Source organism: Paracoccus bogoriensis (assembly GCF_019431455.1).
GTDB classification, from domain to species: Bacteria; Pseudomonadota; Alphaproteobacteria; order Rhodobacterales; family Rhodobacteraceae; genus Paracoccus; species Paracoccus bogoriensis.
In genome coordinates this window covers 22,546-43,426 of sequence record NZ_JAHYSR010000026.1, presented here as the reverse complement: position 1 = coordinate 43,426, position 20,881 = coordinate 22,546, and the positions used below count along the sequence as shown (strand labels likewise).

Here is a 20,881-nt window from a genome sequence, read left to right as displayed (position 1 = left end):
TTCAGCCTGACCGGCCGGATCGCAAATCCGCTGCCCTGCTGGAGCCGCTGGCCGACGCCATCGGACGCCATGCCCTGACCCGCATGGAACGCCTGCGCCCCTACCTCGATCACGGCATCCTGGAACTGGATAACAACGCGGCCGAACGCGGCATGCGCGTCATCGCGCAGGGCCGGAAAACCCATCCTCGTCGGCTCCGAGGCAGGCGCCAAGGCCGCCGCCTTCGCCTGCACCCTGGTCGAAACGGCCAAGCGCAACGCCGTCGATCCCTGTCCCTGGCTTGCCGAAACCCGCACCCGCTTCCCGGACGGCAAGATCAACAGCCTGCTGCCATGGCGATGGAACAGGTAGCGGTCAGGCCGGATGGTGACATCGGATCAGCGGATTTGACCGAATGTATCCGATCTGGGCCGCCGACAAGAGCAAGCGGCCTGGCAGAAAGTTCACGCCAAGCGACATGAATGCGCCGAGCAGCCCTACTGGCGACACAATGATGAACTGGATTGCGAGCAGATTGAAAACGTCCCGACTCATCATCAGCATCTTTCCCGCACTTGCCACGAGCAGCACCAGCAGCAGACCCTGGCCTGCCGAAATTGGCAGGCTCGCTCGGCGGGTCATTATCAAACCCACTTCGCCAAGGGCGGCAGACTCATCAGCACCGCATCCGCGTTGTGCCCGGTCTCCAGACCGAATCTGGTGCCCCGGTCATAAACGAGGTTGTATTCCGCATAGAGTCCGCGATGGATCAGCTGCGCATCTCGGTCGGCGTCGGTGAAAGGCTGGGTCATGCGCGCTTCGGCCAGGGGCAGGAAAGCGGGCAGGAAGGCCTCGCCCACCGCGCGGGTAAAGGCGAAGTCGGCCTCCCAGTCCCCGGTGTTCAGGTCGTCGTAGAAGATCCCGCCGACGCCGCGCGCGCGGCCGCGATGGGGGATGAAGAAATATTCGTCCGCCCAGGCCTTGAAGCGGTCGTAGTAGTCGGCGCCATGCGGCGCGCAGGCCGCGCGCAGCGTGTCGTGGAAATGCGCCGTGTCCTCGGGGTATTCGAGGCAGGGGTTCAGATCGGACCCGCCGCCGAACCACCACGCGCCGGGCGTCCAGAACATGCGGGTGTTCATGTGGACAGCGGGCGCGTGCGGGTTCTGCATATGCGCGACGAGGCTGATCCCCGAGGCCCAGAAGCGCGGGTCGTTTTCCATCCCCGGCACGCCGCGGGCGGCCATCGCGGCCTGTGCGCGTGGGGCAAGGGTGCCGTGGACCTCGGACCAGTTCACGCCGACCTTCTCGAAGACGCGGCCGCCGCGCATGACCGACATCAGGCCTCCGCCGCCATCATCCGCGCGTTCGGTCGGCGTCACCTCGAACCGGCCCGCCGGCAAATCGCCCGGGCCGCGATCCTCCAGCGCCTCGAAGGCGGCGACGATCCGGTCGCGCAATTCGCGAAACCACTTGGCGGCGCGGCGGCGCTGTTCTTCCATGGCGACCCTCATTCGTGATTTGCCTTTACCGCCCGGCTGCGGCTAGCTGTCGGAAAACCTGTAACGAGACCTGCCATGCCTCGCAACATCACCGGTGCCATGATCATGGCCCTGCCGCTCGCGCTTGCCGCTTGCGGCACGCCGCAGGAACGCTGCATCAGCCGTAACACCAGCGAATATCGAACCGTGAACAGCCTTCTGGCCGAGGTCGAAGGCAATCTGGCGCGCGGCTATGCCTGGGGCGAGCGACAGATCGTGCGATCACGGCTTGCGCAATGCCAGACCGTCACGACCGACCGTGAGGGCAAGCCCGTCATCACCACCTATGGCTGCTGGCGCGACGAACTGGAGACCGAGCGTTTCCGCGTGCCCATCGACCCCGTCGCCGAGGCGCGCAAGCGCGACGGCCTGATTGCGCGCCGTAATGCGCTGTCGGCCAGCGCCGCACGCGCGGTCGAGGCCTGCCGCGCGGCCTATCCCGAAGGCTAGAGGATCTGGGCTGCAACCGGATCAACCAGGCTGCGCCCGCCATCAACCGTGATGATCTGCCCCGTGACGAAGCGCGCCGCGTCGCTGACGAGGTAATGCACCGTCTCGGCCAGTTCGTCGGCGGGGGCGATCCGGCCCAGGGGCGTGCCCGCGATGATCTGTGCGCGCTTCTCGGGGATGTCTTTCAACATGCACTGCATCTCGTGCGACATGACGCTGGCGAAACTGACGCCGTTCACGCGAATACGGTGCGGTGCAAGCGACAGCGCAAGACCGCGCACGGCCTGTTCCTGTGCCGCACAGGCGATGGAATAGCCCAGCATCGAGGGCTGCGGCCGCCGCGCCGCCAGAGTCGAAATCGTCACGATGGCACCATTTTGCGGGTGGCCCGGCTCGTCCTCGGCCTGACGGATCATGCGGCGCGCGACCATCTGCGACAGGCGCAACCCGGCCAGCAGGTTCTGTTGCAGCATTTCGTCCAAGGTCTCGATATCGGTGTCCAGCGGGTCAGACGAGCGCACGAGGCGATGGGCGTTGACCAGCATATCCACGCGATCAAAGGCGTCGATCGTGGCCGAAAGCAGATTCGCCATGGCCAGCTTTTCGGCCATGTTGCCCACAAAGCGGCGCACATGGGCGTCACCGTCATAATCCGCGACGGCCTTGTTCAGAACCGCCTCGTCCCCGTCGGCGAACATCACATTGGCGCCGCGTTCGGCCAGATGGCGCGCAATGGCCAGACCCACCCCACGCCCTGCGCCGGTCACGATGGCGGTCTTGCCCTGGATCGACAAACTCATCGCCGCCGCCTCACGGTATTCGCCGGGTTCGCGCGTCGGTCGGCCTGACCTTTGCCGGCGCCTGTCGCCTCGATCACCTTGAAGCGGTTGTCGCCGCCGATCTCGTGATACTGACCGAAATGCTGTGCCAGCACCGTTTCGTAGGGCAGGTGGCGATTCGCCACCATCCACAGCCGCCCTGCCCCCGTCAACAGCCGCGCGGCGGTGGCAATGAAGGCCGCGCCCAGTTTCGGGTCGGCCTGCCGACCCTCATGAAAGGGCGGGTTCATCACCACGCCATTCACCGGATCAGGCAACCGGAAATCGCGGGCATCGGCCCAGTGGAAATGCAGACGCGCATCGTCCAGATTGCGCCGCGCCAGTTGCAGCGAAGCATGGTCGGCCTCGACCAGATGCATCTGCTCGACGCCGGGTCGTGCCAGAACCTGCGCCGAGAGCCAGCCCCAGCCCGCGCCCAGATCGACGACGCGCGTCGGCATCCGTTCCGGCAGATGCGCTACCAGCAGGGCCGATCCCGGGTCTATCCCGTCAGCCGAAAAGACGCCGGGCCCGGTCACGAAGCCCGGCGCGATCTCGGTCCGAGCCGCGCCCCATTCCGCAGGCAGCCAGTCGCCCGAAGGCATCGTCACGCGAAAGATCTTGCCATGCGCCTTGCTGTGCACTTCGTCCACCGGCGCCAATGTGCGCAATTCCCGCAAGATGGCGTCCACGCCATCGGTCTTTTGTCCGTCAATCCAGAGAGCAGCGCCAGGCCGAAGCCGCTCTGCTGCATCGGCGATGGCCGCCCGCGCCGCCGCCTTGGCGCGCGGCAGGAACAGCAGGACCAGATCGAAACTGCCCTGGACGGCCGGATCGACGCGCCAGCCGCGCTCGGTCAGGGCCCGATGGTCCGGGAAATGGCCCTGGAGGATACGGGTGCGCGCGGGATCAAGCGATGTCAGCGGATCGGCGGCACGCGCCCCGATCACAAGAACCTCGCCTCCGGGATGGCCGTCCGGGAAGGCCAGGTCCAGTCTGGATTGTGTCACGGGCTACTCTTTTTCCATGGTGCATTGCAGCGGGTGCTGCTGGCGGCGCGCCAGTTCCATCACCTGCGCGACCTTCGTCTCGGCCACTTCATGCGAAAAGACGCCGACCACCGCCACGCCCTTGCGATGGACGGTCAACATGATCTCGATCGCCTGCGCATGGGTCATGTGGAACAGTCTTTCCAGCACATGAACCACGAATTCCATCGGCGTGAAATCGTCGTTCAGCATCAGCACCTTGTACATCGGCGGGCGCTGAGACCTCGTACGCGGCTTGACCGCGAGTTCGGACTGGTCGTCGGGACGGTCGCTGTCTGTCATCCGGTGGGTCATCTGCGTCTGTGTCGTATCAACGGGGGCGTCATGGGCCGCGAGGGCCGCGCCCGGCGCGAAGCGTGCAAGACCAATATAGTCGAAACCTGCAAGGATGAAAGCCCCCGAGACCGAGGCCAGCCGTCGCAACGCCAGTTCGGACATCCGGATGGAGGGCAAAATATCTCGAATGCGTGGTTTCAAGGAAAAAAGCCCCATGCTATTGTCGATTCATAAACGAAGGGCATGCGAGAAACGACATGCCCGCTGTGGCAGAGAGACCGAGACAGTGAACCGATTCCTTTCCGCATTCCGGCTATGGGCAGTGGCATTTCCTGCGCTGGCTGCACTGGCCGTGACAATGACGCCGACGGCATCGGCTGCCCCTTTCGCGGCCTATGTGATGGATGCCCGGACCGGACAGCCGGTCTTCCGGCAGAATGCCGATACGCGGTTGCATCCGGCCTCGCTGACCAAGATGATGACGCTCTATATGGCATTTGATGCCATCGAAAGCGGCCGGGTCCGGCTGGATTCGCGCTTCACCATCTCGACCAAGGCCGCAAACGAGCCGCCGTCAAAGCTGGGGCTGCGGCCAGGCCAACAGATCGAGCTGCGCTATCTGATCCGCGCCGCTGCGATCCGGTCGGCCAATGACGCCGCCACGGCCATCGGCGAGGGCTTGGCAGGCTCGGAAGAAGCCTTTGCCCAGCAGATGACCCAGATGGCGCGCGCGCTCGGGATGAACAACACCCAGTTCCGCAATGCGCATGGCCTGACGCAGCAGGGGCATTTTTCGACCGCTCATGACATGAGCGTTCTCGGGCGCCATCTGTTTTATGATTTCCCTCAATATTACAATCTCTTCTCGCGCCGCTCGGCGGATGCGGGCGTGGCACAGGTCGCCTCGACCAACCGCCGCTTTCTGGACGATTATCCGGGGGCGGACGGGATCAAGACGGGATATACGAGGGCAGCGGGTTTCAACCTGACCGCCTCGGCGCAACGCGGCAACAAGCGGCTGATCGCGACTGTGTTCGGCGGCACATCGACCGCGCATCGCAATCAGGTCATGGCGGAATTGCTGGATGCCAGCTTCCCGCGTATCCCGGACCGCGTCCGAGAGGTGCGCCCGCAGCGGCCGCGTATGCTGAGCCAGACGACGACCCGCCGCGCGCAGGTCGAGCCGACGCCTGCCGCCACCCAGCCCGAACCGCAACGTCTGGTTCTGGCGGCCTCGCCCGCCCCAGCCGCCCGCCCCTCCGCTGAAGTGCCCACGGCCAGCCTTGTTGCCACGGCAGCCCCCGTGCCCGACCTGACCGAGGCGCTGCGCCAGGCCGGCGCAACGGTTGCCACACCCGCACCAGTCGCGGGTCTGTCATTGTCCAACAGCCTCAGGCCGCGGCCAAGGCCCGGCAGCAGAATGGCCGAAGCCGTTGCGGAAGCCGTTGCAGAGGCGACATCTGCTGTCCCGGCACCCGCTGCCTCGGCCAGCCTCGCCGCGCCGGTCCTGGCATCCTCGGTCCGTCCTCGCGCCGCGCCGAACCGCGCCAGCCCGGTCAACACGACCGCAACGGCCAGTCTGGCGGCTGCCGCCGCTACGCCCGCAACCGCACCGGTCGAGCAGACGCCGTCCGGCAGTCTCAAGCTGAACAGTTCTTCACCGCCGCGCCCGCGATCCGAGACCGTAATCCTGGCTGCGATGGGCGAAGGCGACCTTGGCAACGCCGAGGCGCTGGAAATCGTGCGCCGACCGGCCGATTCGGGACGCGGCTGGGCGGTTTCGCTTGGCCTCTATGCATCGCAGGCCGAGGCTGAGCGCGAGCTTCTCAGCCTTGCGCTTCAAGATGGCGGCGTTCTTGGCACCGCGCGGCGCCAGGTCGCGGACACGCGGCGTGGTTTCGAGGCACAGTTCGTCAATCTGACGCGCTCGCAGGCACAACTGGCCTGTGAGAGGCTGCACAGCAAGGCGCGCGACTGTCAGGTGATCGCTCGCTGAAGTGCCGATCCTGGCCGAAGCCAGCTGCCCTCGGGACTCCCCGGAGAACCGATACGCGATCCATTTCAGGAAGGCGGGTCTTGAGCCTGTCCGCTCGGAAGGAAATTCCCTCTATCGCGTTTGCGCCATCTCGCAGAGCAGTGAATAAGATCGAGCTTGAACGGCAGGGTTACCCGTGCGGCCGGGTGCGTTGCCTGCGGTATCGAAACACCGATAATCGGGCACTTCGGAAAGGCTTTCGCCGCCTAGGATAAGCAACTGACGTGGCCGCGTTTTTTGGTGAGCCACGTCATGCCTTGGCCGGAACAGCGATTTTGCCCCTCGGGGACAGGACACGCAGAAAGGATGACGGGCGGCGATCGAAATCGCCGCCCGCTTCCCCTGATCCGGGGGCTTCTCCCAGATCCAGACCCGCACCCAGACCCGGCAATGATCAGTCCGTCTGACCTCGCACCAGCGCGCCCGGCGTGACCACCTTGCGCTGCCACAGATAGAGCGCGACCGCGACCGATAGCCCCACCAGATCGGTCAGCCAGCCAACCGAGATCATCGACAAGGCCGCCGCCAGAAGGATCACCCGCACGATCGTCGCAGCCGGCCCGAAGAAGTAGCCGATGACGCCCGCCGATAGCAGGAACATGCCCAGAAGCGCCGTCCCCGTGGCGTGGATGATATTCATCGTCTCGCCCTGCATCAGCAATTCGTGCGAGTTGAAGAACATGAACGGCACGATGAAGGCGGCAAGACCCAACTTGAAGGCCTCGACCGAGGTCTTCATCGGGTCCGAGCCGGAAAGCCCCGCCCCCGCATAGGCAGCAAGCGCCACGGGCGGCGTGATCGCGGACATGACCGCATAATAGAAAACGAAGAAATGCGCGACCAGGACCGGAACGCCCAGGCTGATCAGGCCCGGCGCCACGACCGCCGCCGCGACCGCATAGGCCGCCGTCGTCGGCATCCCCATGCCCAGGATGATCGAAATGCACATGGCGAAGAACATCGCCAGCAACTGGCTCTGCCCCGCGATGGTCAGCAGCAGCGCCGAGAATCGCGCCCCCACCCCGGTCAGCGCAATGACGCCGACGATGATCCCCGCCGCCGCGCAGACCGCGACCATCTGGATCGACATCTTGGCGCCCAGTTCCAGCGCGCGGAAGATCCGGATCGGCCCCATCCTGTGCGGCGTGAGCCAACTGACCATCGCGGCCGCCGCCATCCCCATCGCACCCGCACGGATCACGGAATAGCCCGCAAACAGCGTGTAGATCAGGATGATGATGGGCAGGAACAGATAGACCTGCTTCACCAGCACGTCAAAGCGCGGCAGTTCCGAACGCGGCAGGCCCTTCATGTTCAGCTTCAGCGCCTGAAGATCGACCATGAAATAGACCGACACGAAATACAGCAGCGCCGGAATGATGGCAGCGATGACGATGTCGGTATAGGGAATGCCCGTCACCTCGGCCATGATGAAGGCGCCTGCGCCCATGATCGGCGGCAGGATCTGCCCGCCCGACGAGGCTGTGGCCTCGATGGCGGCGGATGTCTTGGGCGCATAGCCCACGCGCTTCATCAGCGGAATGGTCAGCGAACCGGTCGAGACCACATTGCCTGCCGAAGTGCCGTTGATCATGCCCATCAGGCCGGATGCGAAAACCGCGACCTTGGCCGGACCGCCCCGCGCCCGGCCCGCGCAGGCAAAGGCGAAGTTCACGAAGTAATCGCCCACCTTCGAGGCTTGAAGAAAGGCCGCGAAGACGATGAACAGGATGATGTAGGTTGAACTGACCGCGATGGGATCGCCCAGCACGCCCTGATCGGTGAAGATGTAGGTAAAGAACCGGGTCGCCGTATAGCCGCGATGGTTCAGGAATCCCGGCAGCCATGGCCCGAGGAAGCTGTAGGCAATGAAAACACCAACAATGACGACCAGCGCCAGGCCCGTCAGGCGACGCGCCAGTTCCAGGATCAGCAGGACGCCCGTCAGCGCCGCCCACAGATCGCCCGGCTGTGCCAGGGCTGTCCCTGCCCGCATCCGCAATGCGCCAACGACGAACAGGATATAGCCCAGGACCGCGATTGCCGCGAGGCCCAGTAACATGTCGGGCAGATGGATGCGCGACCGCGCCCGGGTCGAGAACAGCCAGCCCGACAGGATCGCAGCCATGGTGCCGATGACCAATGGCAGGCCATAGGTCTGAAAGACCATGCGCGGCGGTTGCGCTACACCCGCCAGCCACCAGCCGCCCCAGGCATAGGCGACCATCAGGACACCGTAGCCGATGCCCCCGACCGACACGGCCAGAAGCGCCAGTTCCAGCGGGCCGCGAGGCCGGTCCTCGGCCTCGGTCGAGGATTGGCTCAGCGCCGAATAGGTAAGAAACCCGATCAGCAGCCCCCCGCAGAGATGGAACATCCGGTAAGTCCACGTCTCCAGCGGGTAAAAGACCATGACCACGAGGTGAAAGACGGTATAGGCGGCAGCGAGAACCGCGATCAGCATTCCCACGCGGCCCTTGGGGTCGCGCTGGTTGGATGCCATCGGCTCGTCATCCACACCTTGTGCGATGACGGGCCCGGTCTCTGCCGATGGGGCAGCTTGGGCTGACATGTCGGGGTCTCCGTCGGCGCGGGCGCGCGATCGGTTGACCGCAGCCGGGCCGTTCAAGGATTGGAACGGACCAGAGGCCCGCCAAACGGGGCCTCCGGCAAGGTCTTGTCGCGATCAGCCGCGCAGTTCGGCCGGGATCTCGATGCCCTTTTCGTCGAAATAGCGCAGCGCGCCGGGATGATAGGGCAGGAAGGTGTTCTGAGCCGCATTCTCGGGCAGGGTCTCGGCGGCAGTGGCATGGATCTGCATCATCGCCTCGTTGTTCTCCATCACCAGCTTGGTGATCTCGTAGGCGAGGCTTTCGGGCATGTCCTCATGCACGATGGCAAAGTTCCACATGGCAACCGTCAGGTGCCCGTCGGGGAACCCCTGATACAGGCCGCCCGGCACGTCAAAGGCCGAGACTTCCGGCAGCGCTTCCAGGATCCGGTCGCGCTGCTCCTCGGTGAAGCCGAAGATGTTGACGGGGTTTTCCGCCGCGATCTGGGCGAAGGCGCTGATCGGCACGCCGGCGGCAAAGGCGAAGGCGTCGATCAGCCCGTCCTTGACCTGGCTGGTTGCGTCATTGGCGCCCGAATAGCTGATATTGGCCTGAACGCCCAGCACCTCGAAGAAACGCGGCCAGTAGGTCGCCGCGGTGCCGCCCGCCGGGCCGACCGAGACGCGCTTGCCGTTCATGTCCATCACGTCGGCGATGCCCGAGGATTGCAGCGCCACCGCCTCGAACGGGGTCTGATACATCGGGAAGAGCGCGCGCATCGAGGAATGTTCGACGCCCGGCGCCAATTCGCTGTTGCCGGTCCAGGCTTCGTAGGCCGGGCCCATCGTCACCAGACCGATCTGGTGGTCGCCCGTCTCGACCAGGGTTGCATTCTGCACCGGCCCGCCCGTCACCTCGGCCGAGGCATTGATGCCCAGGTTCTGGGTGATGAGCCCCGCCAGACCGGTGCCATAGATGAAATAGGTGCCACCCTGGCTGGCCGTGCCGATCGTCAGGCTCGAAGGCCAGTCCGAACGGTCCTCCTGAGCGAAGGCGGGCGACAGGGCAAGGGCGGCGGCGGCCGCAACGGCGGCAGTGGTCAAACGCATGAGATCCTCCCAATGGAAAAGGGGCGAGGCGCTTTGCCCTCCCCGAAAACGCGCCCAGCTAGCGGCTGCCATGCGTCTGGCGCAATTCCGCCATGCGGCCAGACCGGAAATAATCGACCTTTTCAGCGCGTTTATGGGTGGATTTGGTAACATCCGCGCCGGTCGATGGGTGGAAATCCCTACATCAGGGGCTGTCATCCTCGGCTGCATCGACATAGTGGGTCTTGTCGATGCGGTATTTCTGCATCTTTTCGTAAAGCGATTTGCGCGACAGGCCGAGTGTTTCATAGACCGGCTTCAGCCTGCCGCGATGGGCCGCCAGCGTCGCCACGATCAGATCGCGCTCGAAGGCGGCGACGCGATGGGCCAGGCGCATCTGCTCGGGGGCGGGCTTCTCGGCGGGCTGCAGGGCGATGCCAAGCGCGTGGCGGTCGGCGGCGTTGCGCAATTCGCGGACATTGCCGGGCCAGTCGCGTTCCGCGATTTCGGCCAGCAATTGCGGCGGCACCGGAACAGGCACACGGCGATGGCGGGCGGCCGCCTCCTGCACCAGCTTGATGAACAGAAGCTGCACATCCTCGCGCCGGGCCGACAAAGGCGGCACGTTCAGCGTCACGACATTCAGCCGATAGAGCAGGTCCGCCCGGAACCGCCCCGCCGCGACCTCGTCCTCCAGCGGGCGCCGCGAGGTGGCGATGAAGCGCACGTCCAGTGCCCGGTTCTCGTTGGCGCCCAGGGGCGAGATGACGCGGTCCTGCACGACCCGCAACAGCTTGCCCTGCATCTCCCAGGGCATCGAACCGATCTCGTCCAGAAGGATGGTTCCGCCGCGGGCATGTTCGAACTTGCCATAACGTGCCCGCAGCGCGCCGGGAAAGGCGCCTGCCTCATGGCCGAACAATTCGGATTCGATCAGCGCGGCGGGCAAGGCCGCGCAGTCGATGGCGATGAAGGGCTTGCGGGCGCGGGGCGACAGATCATGCAGCGCGCGGGCCACGACCTCCTTGCCGGTGCCGGTCTCGCCCACGATCAGCACGTCGGCTTCGGTCGGGCCGATGGTGCGCAGGCGGCGGCGCAGATCGACCATCACGTTCGAGCGGCCGACCAGCCGCAATTCCAGATCGTCGGCCTGACCTGCCGCCGCCCTCAGGACGCGGTTTTCCAGAACGACGCGGCGATATTCCAGCGCCCTGTCCACGATCTTGGACAATTGCCCGGTATCGAAGGGCTTTTCGATGAAGTCATGCGCCCCCTCGCGCATGGCGCGGACGGCAAGCTGGATGTCGCCATGCCCGGTCAGCAGGATCACCGGGATCTCGGCGTCGATCTCGCGGATGCGGTTCATCAGGGTCAGCCCGTCCATGCCGGGCATCCGGATGTCGGTGATGACGATGCCGTCAAAGCCGAAGCCCACCCGGTCCAGCGCCGATTGCGCGTCGGGCAGGGCCTCGATCTCGAACCCGTCAAGGTCGAGGGCCTGCGCGGTGGACAGGCGCATGTCCTCTTCGTCATCGACCAGCAGGATGCGGCCCCGGCTCATGCGACGGCCTCGTTGGCCGAAAGGCGCGGCAGGTCGATCTGGAGACAGGCCCCGCGCGCCTGCCGCAGCACCCGAAGTTCTCCCCCGAAATCCTTGATGATGTTGAAGGAAATTGACAGGCCAAGACCAAGGCCCGCGCCGACACCCTTGGTCGAGAAGAACGGGTCGAAGATACGTTCCTCAAGCCCCGCAGGAATGCCCGGCCCGTTATCGGAAACCTCCAGGATCAGCCGGTCGCCCGCCTCGCGCAGGGCGATGCGGATGACGCCATCCTGCTGCCCCTCCAGCGCGTCCAGCGCGTTCGACAGCAGATTGACGACGACCTGCTGAAACCGCACGGCACCTGCGCGCACCAGGATCGGGCCCTCGGGCAGGTCGGTCTCGATCCGGGTCGGGTTCTTGCCCATGCGCCAGGCGATCACCTCCAGCGCGTCGCGCAGCACGTCCCTCAGGTCGATCACCGCCAGTTGCGAATTGGGCTTGCGGGCAAAGTTGCGCAGGGTGCGGCCGATTTCGGTCATGCGGTCGGTCAGGCCGATGATGCGGCCGATATTCTCGCGCGCCTCGGGCACGCGACCCCGGTCCAGCAGCCTCTGCGCGTTCGAGGCGAAGTTGCGGACCGCGCCAAGCGGCTGGTTCAGCTCATGCGACAAGGCCGCCGACATCTGGCCAAGCGCTGCCAGCTTGGCCGATTGCACCAGATGCCGCTGTGTGCGGCGCAGTTCCTCCTCGGTGGCGCGGCGCTCGGACACCTCGGCCTCGAGGCGGGTGTTCAGCGCGGCCAGTTCGCGGGTGCGTTCGGCCACGCGGGTCTCAAGCTGGCTCTGCGCCTCGCGCTGCAATTGCAACCGCTCGCGCTGCCGCGCGCGGCGCTGCGCCAGCGCAAACAACCCCGCCACGCTGAGACCCAGCAGCAGCAGCGCCCCGACCAATGCCCAGAAAGCCTGCCGATAGGCCGGCGCCGTGTCCAGCAGGACTTGCACCGTCCAGTCGGCCTCGGGCATGGGTTCCGAGATGACGACGAATTCGCGCATTCCCTCGGGCAGGGCCAGCCGCATCAGGCGGTGGCTGCCGACCCAGCCCAGCTTCTGCAGCGGCAAGGGCTCCAGCGGCTGATTGTCGTAGCGCCGCGTCTCTTCGACCCGCATCCGGGCCGAGGGCGACAGCGCCGAGAACGCGCGGAAATGCCAATCGCGGCGGCTGGCCAGAAAGACGACGCCCTCGGCATCGGTGACGATGATCTCGTATTCGGCGGCCCGCCAACTGTCCTCGATCGCGTCCACATCGACCTTGAGTGCCAGAACGCCCACGATCCGCCCCCGGTCGCGCACCGGCGCGCCGAAGTAATAGCCCCGCTTGCCCGAGGTGGTGCCAAGTGCAAAGAACCGCCCCTTGCCGCCATTGGCGGCGTCGCTGAAATAAGGTCTGTAGGCGAAGTTCTGACCGACGAAGCTGACATCGTCGTTGAAGTTGCTGGCCGCGATGGTCGTGCCGTCAAGCCGCATGATGTAGCTGTCCGACAGGCCCATCATCCGGTTCACATGCCGCAGATAGAGGTTCGCCGCCGCGATCTGCGCACGCGGCGCATCATCGGCCAGGGCATCGGCCAGCACTTGTTCCTGGGCAATCAGTTCCGGCAGGCGTTCATAGCGCGCCAGCTCGCCGCGCAGGCCGGACAGCGACAGGCGCAGCACGTTCTCGCCCTGCGGAACCGAAGCCGTGATGAAGGCGCGGCCAAGCTGATCTGCGCCCACGGTCAAAACCAGCGCCGCCAGCGCCAGGACCGCCCCGGTCAGCGCAAGCCGCCGCCCCCATCGTCTGTGACCGCCGCGCGTCATCAAGCCTTCCGTCATCCCTGCGCCATGATTGCGCGCCACGCGCCGCCGGGCAAGCCTTCAGGCGCGCGGACGGGCGGCCTGACGACGGCGGGCAACCTCATAGGCGATGGCGCCCAGCACGGTCGCAACGATGATGACCAGCGCCAGTGCGTTCACGGCGGGCGTCAGCCCGGTGCGGACCTTGGTGGCGATGAACACGGTCAGCGGCGTCTCGAAGCCACGCACGAACAGCGTCGTGTTGTAGTTCTCGATGGATTGCAGCACCGCCAGGCCGCCCGAAGCCAGCAGCGCGGGTTTGAGGAAAGGCAGGGTCACGCGCCGGAACACCATCCCGCGCGAGGCGCCAAGGCCAAGCGCGGCCTCTTCCTGCGTGCGGTCGAAGCGTTGCAGACGCGCCGTTACCATCAGCATGACGTAGCAGATGATAAAGGTCGATTGCGCCAGCACGATCAGAAACACGCCTCCGCCCACGCCAAGCTGGCGCCACAGGATCAGCGTCGAGATCCCGATGACGACGCCCGGCGTCAGCAGGGGCGAGACCATGACCGCATAGGCGAAGCTGCGCGCCCGCGCATGAAGCGAGGTCAGCACCAGGGCCGCCGCCGTCCCCACCGGCACCACCACGATCACCACGCAAGCCGCCACCAGAACCGAGGTCCACAGCGATCGCCACATTGCGCGGTCGGCCGACATCGCGCCGAACCAGTCGGTCGTGGTGCCCTGCCACGGGATCACGGTCGGAAAGCGGCTTTCGTTGAAGGCTGCCGCACTCATGATGATCAGCGGCGCAAAGAGATACAGCGCAAAGGCCGCGAGATAGAGGACGAACAGCCCCCTGAAGATCCGGTCTGCCACGCTCATTTCGCGACATCCGCCAGATTGACGCGCGCGATCCGCAGCGTGATCAGAACGACGGCAAGGCAGAGCACAAGCAGCACCAGCGCATAGGCCGCGCCGCGGTTCCAGTCGCCGCCCTCGAAGAACCAGTTGTAGATGATCTCGGTGAACCAGCGGCTGCCGGGACTGCCCAGCAAAGCGGGCGCGACATAGCTGCCCGCCGCCAGCATGAAGGTGAAGACGAAGCCCGTGGCGATCCCCGCCTTGGCATGGGGGATCACCACGCGGGTATGGATGCGCCAGGACGAGGCGCCCAGGTCGCGCGCAGCCTCGATCTGCGCTTTTTCCAGCGATTCGATGGCGTTGTAGATCGGCAACAGCATGAACAGGATATAGGCATAGACCATCGCCGCCAGCACGCCGCCATCGCCCTGCCAGCGGATTGGCGCGTCGATCAGCCCCAGATTGGTCAGCACCGCGTTCAGCGGCCCGCGATAGGCCAGGATGATGAACCAGGCCAGCGTCCGCAGGACTTCGTTGATGAAGAAGGGAATGATGATCAGCAGCAGCGCAAGCGAAAGCTGCCCGGTCGTCGCATGTTGTGCCATCCAGTAAGCGACCGGATAGCAGACGAGAAACGTCACCAGAGCCACAAGCGCACTGGCCCAGATCGTCTTGAGGAAGATCGCGCGATGCGTCGGCTCGCCCGCCAGATAGAGGATGTTGTCCAGCGAATAGCTGTCATCCGGCCCACCGATCGCGGCGGGTGGCAGGTTCGGGCGCAGCGCATAGTCGATCATCATCAGGTTCGGCGCCAGCACCATCCCCGCCAGCCAGATGAAAACCAGCGACAGGAAGACGGTCGCAAGCCAGGGACCGAAGCGGCCGTAGAGATCACGCATCGCCCAGCACCACCGCATGTTCGGGGGCAAAGCCGAAGCGCGTCTCGGCGCCCGGTGCGGGGGCCTCGGCAAGCCGGGTCGAGGGGACCGAGGCCGCAAGCGCCGCGCCATCGGCAAAGCGGCCATGGACCAGAGCAAAGGCGCCCTCGAAATCCACACGTTCGATCCGGGCATCCAGGGCATTGACCGGATCGCCGGGCATCAGCGCCTCGGGGCGGATATAGATCGTGCCCTGCGCGCCGGTGCGGGCGCCCTGCCCCGCCCGGCCCGTCAGGATGCCAAGCGCCGTGTCGATCCGCGCGCGCCCGTCCTGCACATCCGAAATACGGCCCGAAATCGCGTTCGTCTCGCCCACGAAGCGGGCGACAAAGGCGGTGGCGGGGTTGTCGTAAAGCTCGCGCGGGGTGGCGACCTGCTGCAAGAGGCCCGCCGACATCACGGCCACGCGGTCGGACATGGCCAGGGCCTCGGATTGGTCATGCGTGATATAGATGAAGGTGACGCCGGTGCGTTTCTGCAGCGCGCGCAACTCGGCCCGCATGTGCTGGCGCAGCTTGAGGTCCAGCGCGGACAGGGGCTCGTCCAGCAGCAGGACGCCCGGTTCGACCGCAAGCGCGCGGGCGATGGCCACGCGCTGGCGCTGGCCGCCCGACAATTCGCCCGGCATCCGGTCGCCGTAACCCTCCAGCGCGATCAGGCGCAGAAGCTCGTCGGCCTTGCGGCGCCGTTCTGCCTTGCCGACGCCGCGCGCCTCGAGCCCAAAGGCGATGTTTTCCCAGACCGGCATCAGCGGAAAGAGCGCCAGCGACTGGAAGATCATCGCGGTCGGGCGCTGATTGGGGCCCAGGCCCTTCATGTCGCGCCCGCCGATCAGCACCCGGCCCTCGGTCGGCTCGGTGAAGCCCGCGATCATCCGCAGGATTGTCGTCTTGCCGCAACCCGAAGGCCCGAGGATCGAGAAGAACTCGCCCTGTTCCACCTTGAAGCTGACATCGCTGACCGCGCGGGTCGTGCCGAAGGTCATGCCGATCTGGGCAAGCTCGACCGAATGGGACATGGGCTCTCCTGCATGTGAAGGGGGCGGCCTGCGCCGCCCCGGTCGTGTTTGCTGTCAGGGATCAGGCCGACAGGAAGCGGTCCTGATATTCGTTGCGCTTGGTAATATACCAGCTTTCCTGGATCGGCCACCACCACAGCTTTTCGAGCGCATCGCCCGGATAGGCAGCGGCAAAGAACGCCTTGGCCTCGTCCGAGATCAGCTGGTCGGAACCCACCGCGGTCGAGTTGATCGAGGTCGCGTTGGTATACATCGCGCCAGCTTCCGGCGTCAGGAACCAGTTGATGAAGGCATAGGCCTCATCCAGGTTTTCGGCACCCGAGGGGATCGACAGGCCTTCCATCCAGGCCAGCGCGCCTTCGCGCGGCGCGATGAAGCCGATGGGCAGCCCCTCGCGCGCAAGACCTGCGGCGCTGCTGTCCCAGGTCTGGCCGATCGTGGCGCCGTTGACCCGGAAGGCGGCCTGCGCCTCGTTCTCGTTCGACCAGAACTGGATGATGCTGCCCTTGCGGGCGATGGCCTCGGCCAGGATCACGTCGAAGATCTCGACCTGCGCATCGGGATCGGTGAAGGCATCCAGCAGCGGACGGGGCAGACGGCCTTCGGCCTCCAGCCAGAGGCCCAGGCCCACCAGCGAGGAATGGCCGCGCACGGTTGCCTGCGCGCCCTCGGCCCACAGATCGCCATAGGAGGCGGTGCCGTATTCCAGCGGGTTCTGCTCGCGGTCGAAGGCCAGGGCCTCGGTGCCCCAGTCGGTCGGCACCTGATAGCGCGCCCCGTTCACCACGGCGCCCAGATTGACCGAGTTCTCCCACGCGCTCGGCAGGACGCGGTCCACCTCGATGCGCGATTCGTCGATGGGCTGGACCAGGCCGAATTCGACATAGTTCGGCACGCGGTCCACGGTCGGCCAGATCAGGTCGAAGCCAGCGCCGTTATTCGCGCGCAGCTGGTTCAGCAGTTCGTCATTCGTGCCATAGGGGGTGTAGTTCGTGGTGATCCCGGTGGCCTCGGTGAAGGCGCCAAGGATCTCGTCGTTCAGATAGCCGGCCCAAGCGAAGATATTCACCGTGCCCGCACCCTGCGCCATGGCGCGCCGCGCCAGATAGGGCGAGGCCAGGGTGACACCGGCCGTCGCGGCGGCACCCCGCAAGAGGCTGCGACGATTCATGCGATTCATGGAAAGAACCCTCCTGTCTGTGGTCAGTCCCGCTGTCTAGCGCCGCCCCGCGACACTTGCGTGACAGTGCAGGCCGCAGCCGGTCCGGCACGATGCTAGCCCGTCAATCCGTTTTCGCAAGGCCTGCAATTCGCTGATCCGTCGCGCAAAAGCGAAAGGGCCGCGAAAACGCGGCCCCTGGCTGGCTTGCGATGCGGTTTGGCTCAGCGCGCGGTCTCGCGCAGGATTTCTCCGGTCGGGTCCAGTTCCAGCGTCACCGGCTCGCCATCGGGATTGGTTGCCTGAAGCGACAGACGCGGGCCGCGTTGCTGCAAGAGGCCAAAGTCGCCATAGCCTGCCTCAGACAGGCGCCGATTGATGGCTACCGTGTCGATCGGCGCCGCTGCCCCGCCCATCATCGGAGCAGCCGGGCCGCCCATCGGGGCGCGATGCTCGCCCGCGCGGCGGCTACCCTCGTCGCCGCGCCGCTCCATCCGCTCTTTCATGCGGTCATGCATCCGGGCACGGGGATTGCCGTCATCGTCGTCACCGCGAAAGCGCAGAACCGCGCCCGAGGCATCCAGCTGCGCCCGCATCCGCGCGCCCGACCCGTCGCGGCCCCGCAGACCGTAGCTGTCGCCCTCGGCCCGGATGCTGCCCAGACTGGCAAAGGTGCCGAAGATTTCCGCATTGCGCACGGCAGGAGGCAGGATCTCGTCCACAAGCGCCTGCGGCAGGGCACCATGCTTGATCTCGGCACCGATCAGACGGGCCGAGGAAGGATCGAACCGCAGCTTCATCTCGATGCCATCGGCATCGCGGCCCTCGATCTCCAGATGGCGGGGATCGAACTTGATTTCGGTCACGCGGGCCAGAAACGCCATGCCGGAATGGGCACGAACAGGCGCGGGCAGCGCGGCCTCGACCAGGGCAGCGGGCAGGCTGCCGTCATCGGCCTCAAGCTTGACCAGGTTGCCCGCAAGGTCGAACCGTGCCTCGATTTCCGTGCCGTCGGGCAGGCGACCTTCATATTCGCGCTGCCCGTCGCGTTTCGTCTCGACGCTGAGGCGGCCCAGGTCCAGCCCTTGAAGCAGCGGCGGCAGATCCTGCGACAGCGCCGGGCCTGCGGCCAGAAGGGCGGCCATCGCGGTGGCCAGGGCGAAAGGTTTCATCGTCATTCCTGTAGTCCTTTGTGGTGATGGGCCGAATCGATCCGGCCCCTGACAAGCCCGGTCTGGCGACTGGTTTCCGAATGGGATGAAAACGCGTCATTTGGTTTTCGTTTCCACGCAATCGGCGATGATGGCGCCATGACCCGCCCGATTCTGCCCCTGATGCTGACGGCCCTGCTTTGGACGCCCCTGCCCGCGTCGGCGCAGGCGGTCTGGTCCGGCACGCCCGGCCCTGCCGCAGAACAGGCCGATGCCTGGAGCGACGACCCCGCGGCGGATGCCTGGACCGATGCTTTCCGCCCGATGCCCCTGCACGAGGCGGCCGCGCGCGCCGCCGCGCGCTATGACGGCAGGCTGATTGCGGCACGGACCCTGCCCCCGACACCCGAAGAGCGTGCGCTTGGCGCCGATCTTGTCTATCACTTCCGCCTGCTGACGCCCGGCCGCATGGCGCTGGACATCCGCATGGATGCACGCGATGGCCGGTTTCTGGACGTGACCGGCCGGGGTCAGATGCAGGCCCGCCGTCCCCCTGCCCCCAACGCCGACTGAGCAAAGGACAAACCGATGCGCGCCCTGATCGTCGAAGATGACCCGACCCTCTCTGCCCAGCTGGCCGAAGCGATGGCGGGCGCGGGCTTCGTGACCGACCGCGCCGCCGACGGAACCGAGGGCGAGTTTCTGGGCGCGACCGAAAGCTATGACGTGGCGATCCTCGATCTGGGCCTGCCGGGCCTTTCGGGGCTGGAGGTGCTGACCCGCTGGCGCGACCAGGGTATCGCCATGCCGGTCCTGATCCTGACCGCGCGAGGCGACTGGACCGACAAGGTTGCAGGTTTTCGTGCCGGGGCCGACGATTACGCGGTCAAGCCTTTTCGCCTGGACGAAATCGTCCTGCGCGCCCAGACCCTGATCCGGCGCGCAGCCGGCCATGCCCGGCCGGTGATCCGGGCGGGGGCGCTGGTCCTCGACGCGCAGCTTGGGGTCATCACGCGCGACGGTGTGGCCTTGCGCCTCACGCCCTTCGAGGCGCGTATCCTGACCTATCTGATGCACCATCAGAACCGCATCGTCAGCCGGACCGAATTGTCGGACCATCTCTACGAGGCCGATTCCGACCGCGACTTCAAATCCATCGAGGTTGTGATCGGCCGCCTGCGCCGCAAGATCGGCGATGGCGTGATCCAGACCCGGCGCGGCGAGGGCTACGTGCTGCATTCCGACCCGGTCGGGACGGGGCTTGCATGATCCGTTCGATCCGGGGCCGGCTGCTGGTTCTGGGCGCGGTCTGGCTGACGGTGGCGCTGCTGGCGGCCTTCGTGATGATCGCGCATCTGCTGCGCGACTTCATCACGGACCGTTTCGACGCCGAGGCCGCCGCAGCGGCAGACAGCCTGACCGCCCGGATCGAGACCGACGCGGCCGGCCGCATCACCCTGAACGGCACGCCATGGGATGCGCGCTTTTCGCTGCCGCTCTCGGGGTGGTATTGGCAGGTCGATGCGGGCGGCGTGGCGGTGGCTCGGTCGGCCTCGCTTCTGGACGGGCGGCTGGAGGGCCCCACTGACGAGGCGACCGGCGCGCCCGGTCTTGGGGCCGATGGCGCACCGCTGCGCGTGATGCGCCGCAGCTTCGGCATCCCCGGCAGCGACGCGCCGATCACCGTGACCGTGACCGCCCCTGTGTCAGAGATCCGGGCAAGCCTGGCGCAGATCGTGCGGCCTCTGGCGCTGGCGCTGGCTGCGCTTTGGCTGGGGCTGGGGATCGCGACGCTGGTCCAGGTGACCGCGGGGTTGCGCAGCCTGGACCGGTTGCGCGACGATCTGACCAGGGTGCGCGCGGGCCGAGCCGAGCGGCTGGCCTTGCCCGATGTCCGCGAACTACGCCCCCTTGCCGCCGAGATCAACGCAGCCCTCGACCAGAACACTGCCCTTCTGGCGCGCTCGCGACAACATCTGGGCAACCTGGCCCATTCGCTGAAAACGCCTCTGAGCGCGCTGTCGAACGAATTGCCCCAGAATCATGCCGGTCAGGCGCTGCTGGCGCGGATGGATCGGCTGATCGGCTGGCACCTGCGCCGGGCGCGACAGGCCGGGCCGGGCCTGCTGGGCCAGCGCAGCCCCGTCGCGCCGGTGATCGACGACATCCTGCTGGTGCTGCGCTGGCCCATGGCCGACAAGGGCATGACCGCCACCGTGACCTGCCCGCCCGATCTGGCCTTTGCCGGCGAACGCCAGGATCTGGAAGAAATGATCGGAAATCTCGCGGAAAACGCGGTGAAATGGGGCGCATCGCGCATCGGCATCCACGCCGCGCGGCAAGGCGACCGCCTGCGCCTGCGGATCGAGGATGACGGGCCGGGCATGGCGCCCGACCGCGCGCCTCATGCACTGGTGCGGGGGGCGCGGCTGGATGAACAGGGGCCGCCCGGCGCGGGTCTGGGTCTGGCGATCGTGGCCGATCTGGCGGCGCTGCACGGCGGATCGCTGGACCTGGGGTGCAGCGCATGGGGCGGGCTTGCCGCGACACTGGATCTGCCTGCCTGAAATTTCCGCAATGTCGCGCCGCGA

The 20,881-nt window shown here is 66.3% G+C and carries 20 protein-coding genes; 6 read left to right on the top strand and 14 right to left on the bottom strand.

Features of this window, described 5'->3' with window-relative positions:
* Window positions 1-108 precede the first annotated feature (108 nt).
* A complete protein-coding gene (locus tag KY389_RS15885; RefSeq protein ID WP_425517194.1) occupies window positions 109-351 on the top strand; it encodes a transposase domain-containing protein in 243 nt (80 codons plus the stop codon).
* Window positions 352-354: 3 nt separating this feature from the next.
* Here the strand turns inward: KY389_RS15885 and KY389_RS12520 are convergent, their stop codons facing one another.
* Together KY389_RS12520 and hemF are read right to left on the bottom strand one after the other, a co-directional pair.
* Entirely contained in the window at window positions 355-621 is a 267-nt protein-coding gene (locus KY389_RS12520; RefSeq protein ID WP_219831329.1) for a hypothetical protein, read from the bottom strand.
* 2 nt (window positions 622-623) lie between these two features.
* Window positions 624-1,490 (bottom strand): oxygen-dependent coproporphyrinogen oxidase, encoded by an 867-nt coding sequence (gene hemF / locus KY389_RS12515; protein ID WP_219831328.1) that lies wholly within the window; start codon window positions 1,488-1,490, stop codon window positions 624-626.
* A gap of 63 nt (window positions 1,491-1,553) precedes the next feature.
* On the opposite strand from hemF, the gene KY389_RS12510 reads away from it, so the two are divergent.
* Window positions 1,554-1,967, top strand: a complete 414-nt coding sequence (locus tag KY389_RS12510) for a hypothetical protein (protein ID WP_219831327.1) — start codon at window positions 1,554-1,556, stop codon at window positions 1,965-1,967.
* Here KY389_RS12510 and KY389_RS12505 read toward each other — a convergent pair.
* Genes KY389_RS12505 through clpS form a run of 3 tightly spaced genes read right to left on the bottom strand, consistent with a single transcriptional unit; the run spans window position 1,964 to window position 4,116 of the window.
* Window positions 1,964-2,767, bottom strand: a complete 804-nt coding sequence (locus KY389_RS12505) for an SDR family NAD(P)-dependent oxidoreductase (protein ID WP_219831326.1) — start codon at window positions 2,765-2,767, stop codon at window positions 1,964-1,966. The two genes, KY389_RS12510 and KY389_RS12505, sit on opposite strands and share 4 nt — an antisense overlap.
* On the bottom strand, window positions 2,764-3,795 hold the full coding sequence (locus KY389_RS12500) for a class I SAM-dependent methyltransferase (RefSeq protein WP_219831325.1): 1,032 nt from the start codon (window positions 3,793-3,795) through the stop codon (window positions 2,764-2,766). Before KY389_RS12500 ends, KY389_RS12505 begins: the two co-directional genes overlap by 4 nt.
* Window positions 3,796-3,798: 3 nt before the next feature.
* On the bottom strand, window positions 3,799-4,116 hold the full coding sequence (clpS, locus tag KY389_RS12495) for an ATP-dependent Clp protease adapter ClpS (protein WP_304617546.1): 318 nt from the start codon (window positions 4,114-4,116) through the stop codon (window positions 3,799-3,801).
* Between the two features lie 316 nt (window positions 4,117-4,432).
* Between clpS and KY389_RS12490 the strand changes: the two genes are divergently transcribed.
* Window positions 4,433-6,106, top strand: coding sequence for a D-alanyl-D-alanine carboxypeptidase family protein (locus tag KY389_RS12490; RefSeq protein ID WP_343222955.1), 1,674 nt, complete (start codon window positions 4,433-4,435; stop codon window positions 6,104-6,106).
* Between the two features lie 433 nt (window positions 6,107-6,539).
* Here the strand turns inward: KY389_RS12490 and KY389_RS12485 are convergent, their stop codons facing one another.
* The 9 genes from KY389_RS12485 to KY389_RS12445 all read right to left on the bottom strand — a co-directional run bounded on the left by KY389_RS12485 (window position 6,540) and on the right by KY389_RS12445 (window position 18,317).
* The gene (locus KY389_RS12485; protein WP_246588105.1) at window positions 6,540-8,648 is read right to left on the bottom strand and encodes a TRAP transporter permease; all 2,109 of its coding nucleotides are present in this window, start codon (window positions 8,646-8,648) and stop codon (window positions 6,540-6,542) included.
* Between the two features lie 183 nt (window positions 8,649-8,831).
* Complete coding sequence (locus tag KY389_RS12480) at window positions 8,832-9,806, bottom strand: TAXI family TRAP transporter solute-binding subunit (protein WP_219831323.1); 975 nt, start codon at window positions 9,804-9,806, stop codon at window positions 8,832-8,834.
* Between the two features lie 184 nt (window positions 9,807-9,990).
* Window positions 9,991-11,346 (bottom strand): sigma-54-dependent transcriptional regulator, encoded by a 1,356-nt coding sequence (locus KY389_RS12475; RefSeq protein WP_219831322.1) that lies wholly within the window; start codon window positions 11,344-11,346, stop codon window positions 9,991-9,993.
* On the bottom strand, window positions 11,343-13,184 hold the full coding sequence (locus KY389_RS12470) for a sensor histidine kinase (RefSeq protein WP_219831321.1): 1,842 nt from the start codon (window positions 13,182-13,184) through the stop codon (window positions 11,343-11,345). Before KY389_RS12470 ends, KY389_RS12475 begins: the two co-directional genes overlap by 4 nt.
* 57 nt (window positions 13,185-13,241) lie before the next feature.
* Entirely contained in the window at window positions 13,242-14,045 is an 804-nt protein-coding gene (locus KY389_RS12465; protein WP_219831320.1) for an ABC transporter permease, read from the bottom strand.
* A complete protein-coding gene (locus tag KY389_RS12460) occupies window positions 14,042-14,923 on the bottom strand; it encodes an ABC transporter permease (RefSeq protein WP_219831319.1) in 882 nt (293 codons plus the stop codon). Before KY389_RS12460 ends, KY389_RS12465 begins: the two co-directional genes overlap by 4 nt.
* Window positions 14,916-15,980, bottom strand: a complete 1,065-nt coding sequence (locus KY389_RS12455) for an ABC transporter ATP-binding protein (RefSeq protein WP_219831318.1) — start codon at window positions 15,978-15,980, stop codon at window positions 14,916-14,918. Before KY389_RS12455 ends, KY389_RS12460 begins: the two co-directional genes overlap by 8 nt.
* 61 nt (window positions 15,981-16,041) lie before the next feature.
* Window positions 16,042-17,160, bottom strand: a complete 1,119-nt coding sequence (locus KY389_RS12450) for an extracellular solute-binding protein (protein WP_219831317.1) — start codon at window positions 17,158-17,160, stop codon at window positions 16,042-16,044.
* A 203-nt stretch (window positions 17,161-17,363) separates the two neighbouring features.
* Entirely contained in the window at window positions 17,364-18,317 is a 954-nt protein-coding gene (locus KY389_RS12445) for a PepSY-like domain-containing protein (protein ID WP_219831316.1), read from the bottom strand.
* Window positions 18,318-18,449: 132 nt separating this feature from the next.
* Here KY389_RS12445 and KY389_RS12440 point away from each other — a divergent pair, with 132 nt between their 5' ends.
* From KY389_RS12440 to KY389_RS12430, 3 genes are read left to right on the top strand one after another with little or no spacing between them, the layout of a single operon-like run.
* A complete protein-coding gene (locus tag KY389_RS12440; protein WP_219831315.1) occupies window positions 18,450-18,863 on the top strand; it encodes a hypothetical protein in 414 nt (137 codons plus the stop codon).
* Window positions 18,864-18,878: 15 nt separating this feature from the next.
* Window positions 18,879-19,559: a response regulator transcription factor gene (locus tag KY389_RS12435; protein ID WP_219831314.1), complete on the top strand. Its 681-nt coding sequence runs from the start codon at window positions 18,879-18,881 to the stop codon at window positions 19,557-19,559.
* Entirely contained in the window at window positions 19,556-20,857 is a 1,302-nt protein-coding gene (locus KY389_RS12430) for a sensor histidine kinase (RefSeq protein ID WP_219831313.1), read from the top strand. Before KY389_RS12435 ends, KY389_RS12430 begins: the two co-directional genes overlap by 4 nt.
* The last annotated feature ends 24 nt before the right edge of the window (window positions 20,858-20,881 follow it).

Bases quoted from the DNA above. Each gene is read 5' to 3' on its own strand.
- KY389_RS12505 (WP_219831326.1), bottom strand. From the start codon at position 2,767: ATGAGTTTGTCGATCCAGGGCAAGACCGCCATCGTGACCGGCGCAGGG.
- KY389_RS12465 (WP_219831320.1), bottom strand. From the start codon at position 14,045: ATGAGCGTGGCAGACCGGATCTTCAGGGGGCTGTTCGTCCTCTATCTC.
- KY389_RS12470 (WP_219831321.1), bottom strand. From the start codon at position 13,184: ATGACGCGCGGCGGTCACAGACGATGGGGGCGGCGGCTTGCGCTGACC.
- KY389_RS12510 (WP_219831327.1), top strand. From the start codon at position 1,554: ATGCCTCGCAACATCACCGGTGCCATGATCATGGCCCTGCCGCTCGCG.
- KY389_RS12520 (WP_219831329.1), bottom strand. From the start codon at position 621: ATGACCCGCCGAGCGAGCCTGCCAATTTCGGCAGGCCAGGGTCTGCTG.
- KY389_RS12485 (WP_246588105.1), bottom strand. From the start codon at position 8,648: ATGGCATCCAACCAGCGCGACCCCAAGGGCCGCGTGGGAATGCTGATC.
- KY389_RS12450 (WP_219831317.1), bottom strand. From the start codon at position 17,160: ATGAATCGCATGAATCGTCGCAGCCTCTTGCGGGGTGCCGCCGCGACG.
- KY389_RS12430 (WP_219831313.1), top strand. From the start codon at position 19,556: ATGATCCGTTCGATCCGGGGCCGGCTGCTGGTTCTGGGCGCGGTCTGG.
- KY389_RS12445 (WP_219831316.1), bottom strand. From the start codon at position 18,317: ATGACGATGAAACCTTTCGCCCTGGCCACCGCGATGGCCGCCCTTCTG.
- KY389_RS12480 (WP_219831323.1), bottom strand. From the start codon at position 9,806: ATGCGTTTGACCACTGCCGCCGTTGCGGCCGCCGCCGCCCTTGCCCTG.
- KY389_RS12460 (WP_219831319.1), bottom strand. From the start codon at position 14,923: ATGCGTGATCTCTACGGCCGCTTCGGTCCCTGGCTTGCGACCGTCTTC.
- KY389_RS12475 (WP_219831322.1), bottom strand. From the start codon at position 11,346: ATGAGCCGGGGCCGCATCCTGCTGGTCGATGACGAAGAGGACATGCGC.
- clpS (WP_304617546.1), bottom strand. From the start codon at position 4,116: ATGACAGACAGCGACCGTCCCGACGACCAGTCCGAACTCGCGGTCAAG.
- KY389_RS12455 (WP_219831318.1), bottom strand. From the start codon at position 15,980: ATGTCCCATTCGGTCGAGCTTGCCCAGATCGGCATGACCTTCGGCACG.
- KY389_RS12440 (WP_219831315.1), top strand. From the start codon at position 18,450: ATGACCCGCCCGATTCTGCCCCTGATGCTGACGGCCCTGCTTTGGACG.
- KY389_RS12435 (WP_219831314.1), top strand. From the start codon at position 18,879: ATGCGCGCCCTGATCGTCGAAGATGACCCGACCCTCTCTGCCCAGCTG.
- hemF (WP_219831328.1), bottom strand. From the start codon at position 1,490: ATGAGGGTCGCCATGGAAGAACAGCGCCGCCGCGCCGCCAAGTGGTTT.